The organism is Streptomyces sp. CA2R106, from assembly GCF_037034245.1.
Taxonomy (GTDB): domain Bacteria; phylum Actinomycetota; class Actinomycetes; order Streptomycetales; family Streptomycetaceae; genus Actinacidiphila.
This window is the reverse complement of sequence record NZ_JBAGKC010000194.1, coordinates 1-384: the sequence shown is the minus strand read 5'-3', so window position 1 is coordinate 384 and position 384 is coordinate 1. Positions and strand designations below refer to the sequence as shown.

The window sequence follows — 384 nt, the reverse complement described above, 5'->3', positions numbered from 1 at the left end:
TAGGTCCTGTCCGGCGGATCACGGTCGGAGCCATAAGCGGATGGCTGCGGTGGTGACGGTGCCGTGGAAGACGTAGGCCCGTTTGTCATAGCGGGTGGCGACGGCCCGGAAGTTCTTGAGCCGGTTGATGGTCCGCTCGACTTCGTTGCGGCGCCGGTAGCTTTCCCGGTCGAAGCCGGTGGGTCGACCGCCACGGCTTCCGCGGCGTTGGCGGTTGGCCTGCTGGTCCTTCGGTTCGGGGATGGTGTGCTTGATGTGGCGTCTTCGCAGGTAGCGGCGGTTGCGACGGGAGCTGTATGCCTTGTCGCCGCCGACGTGGTCCGGGCGGGTGCGTGGCCTGCCGCCCAGCGGCCGGGGCACCCGGATCCGGTCCAGGACCTCGAC

At 68.8% G+C, this 384-nt stretch carries 1 protein-coding gene; it reads right to left on the bottom strand.

All coding sequences use genetic code 11. The annotated features are described in order from the left end of the window. Positions 1-18 precede the first annotated feature (18 nt). A partial coding sequence (locus WA788_RS35700) for a transposase (RefSeq protein WP_335984682.1) occupies positions 19-384 on the bottom strand: 366 nt, incomplete at its 5' end.